Source organism: Mesorhizobium sp. M2A.F.Ca.ET.037.01.1.1 (assembly GCF_003998075.1).
GTDB lineage: Bacteria > Pseudomonadota > Alphaproteobacteria > Rhizobiales > Rhizobiaceae > Mesorhizobium.
The window spans coordinates 1-2,175 of sequence record NZ_RZSA01001045.1; the positions used below are offsets into that span (position 1 = coordinate 1).

Genomic DNA, 2,175 nt, shown 5'->3' on the forward strand with positions numbered 1-2,175 from the left:
CCCGTTATTGAGGACAAAAAGACCACCCTGCCGTGGCGCTGCCGCTGAAAATAGGGCAGGCAAGCCTTCGCCAGCAGGAAGGGCCCTCGCAGGTTGACCGCCATGACGCTGTCCCACTCGTCGGGCGTAATCGATGCGATATTGGTGTTCGGATAGATCGCAGCATTGGCAACGGCAATATCAAGTCGACCCATCTCGGCAAAGATATCATCGATCACGTGCGTGACCTCCGACTCATCGCTTGTATCCATGCGGCGATAAGTTGCTGCCAGACCCATTGCGCAAATGTTGGCGGCGGCGCGATAGCCGTCGACGTCCTTTATGCCCGTCAGGACGACTTGCGCTCCGGCGCGCGCCAGTTCAGTAGCAACACCCAGTCCGATCCCGCGTTGTGCGCCGGTGACGATGGCAACCTTTCCCAACAGGTCGAAGCCACTCATTGGGCAGCCCGAGCAAAAGCGGGCAACAAGCTGCCATGAGCTTCGATCAGCGCATCCACCAGGGAATCGATTTCGGCAAGCGAAAGCTCCGCTGCCGTGTGAGGGTCCATGGCGGCTGCGTGGTAGATGTGCTCGCGCTTCCCGGTGAGGGCGGCCGTCACGGCCAGCTCCTGCACATTGATGTTGCTCCGCATGATGGCGGCAAGCTGAACCGGGATGCGTCCGATGCGGATAGGCTGAATGCCGTTGCGATCGACATGGCAAGGAACTTCAACCGCAGCGTTCGATGGCAGATTTTCGATTAGGCCCCGGTTGGCGACATTGCCGTAGATCAGGCTTGGCTCACCCGTCACGCAGGCATGAATGATGGCGGCAGCATACTCCTTGCTGCGCGAGACTTCGATCGGCCGACTCTCGTCTTCCAGTTCGTGGCGCAGTTCATGCCATTGCGCGACCTGTCTTTCGCAACGGGTGATGTATTCGTCGAGCGGCAACCTGAATTCTTCCAGCAAGTCCTCGCGCCCGCGCTTGATGAACCAGGGCGTGTATTCCGAAAAGTGGATGGAACTCTCGGTAACGAAATGGCCGAAGTGCTTCATGACCGCGAAACGAACTGCATCATCGACGGGAAAAGTCCCATCGCGGGCAATCTGCCGAAGCCGCGGATAAAGGTCTACACGGCCGCCGCCGGGTAGGCGTTTTTCGAACTTGAGGAAAAAGGCCACATGATTAAGGCCGGCACACAGATAGTCGATGTCGGCAATATCCTCGCCGAGAGTGCGGGCCAGGAATTGCGATGTTTCCTGAACGGAGTGACACAGGCCGACATAGCGAATGTCCGGATAGCCCTCTGCCATGGCCCAGCTGATCATGGCCATCGGGTTCACATAGTTCATCATCAGCGCCTGCGGGCAATGCTTGCGCATGTCGTCGGCGATGGCAAACACGACGGGAATTGTACGCAGAGCCCGGAAGATGCCGCCGATGCCCAAAGTGTCGGCAATGGTCTGCCTCAGGCCGAACCTTTTCGGGACTTCGAAATCGGTGACAGTGGCCGGCTTATAGCCGCCCACCTGCATCATCAGGATGACGAAGTCGGCGTCCTTGAGGGCGATTGCCCGATCGACTGTCGCGACGAGCCTTACCTCGTCCTCGATCCCAAGCGCGCGGCAGATGCGGCGTGTCATGATTTCGGAGGTGGCAAGGCGGTCCGGATCGAGATCGTGAAGCGCGATTTCGCAACGCGAGAGAGCTTCATTGCTCAGCACGTCGCTGAGGATGTTGCGAGCGAACACCGTGCTTCCGGCGCCGACGAGACAGATCTTGGGCATTGCGAGTATCCAGTCCTTGCTATGCGCTTTCGGCGCAGCTTCCCTATTGCCATTGGAAACCGGAAAATGCTTGCTTGAATGCAATTGATATTTCCGGTTTTTAAGTGGAACCGCGCTAGCCGGGGCGCGCAAAAACGGAGGGAGCGAATGCGTCAGCTTGACCCGCGCCAGACCGGCAACCGCTTTCTCAAGCCGGACGAATTCCTGGCTGAGACGCATATCGTGGAGCCTATGCCGGAAGCCCACTGGCACGACCATGTGGAACTCAACGTCATCACGCGCGGCGGCATGACCTATCTCATCAATGGCAAGCAGGTCAGCCTGCGCGAAGGTGCCATCTACTGCTTCTGGGCCGCTGTTCCTCACCAGGTGATATCTGCTGGTGACGGAACGGAGCTCGGCTG

Annotated in this window: 2 protein-coding genes; both read right to left on the minus strand. The window is 58.7% G+C overall.

Features of this window, described 5'->3' with window-relative positions; genetic code table 11:
• A partial coding sequence (locus tag EOA27_RS33165) for an SDR family NAD(P)-dependent oxidoreductase (RefSeq protein ID WP_127258375.1) occupies positions 1-440 on the minus strand: 440 nt, incomplete at its 3' end.
• Positions 437-1,771 carry an alpha-glucosidase/alpha-galactosidase gene (locus EOA27_RS33170; RefSeq protein ID WP_126080914.1) on the minus strand — a complete coding sequence of 445 codons (1,335 nt, stop codon included), beginning with the start codon at positions 1,769-1,771 and terminating at the stop codon, positions 437-439. The genes EOA27_RS33170 and EOA27_RS33165, both read right to left, overlap by 4 nt.
• Positions 1,772-2,175 lie beyond the last annotated feature (404 nt).

What these genes read in the sequence shown, in the direction of transcription:
- EOA27_RS33170 (WP_126080914.1), bottom strand. Translation starts at nt 1,771, where the DNA reads ATGCCCAAGATCTGTCTCGTCGGCGCCGGAAGCACGGTGTTCGCTCGC.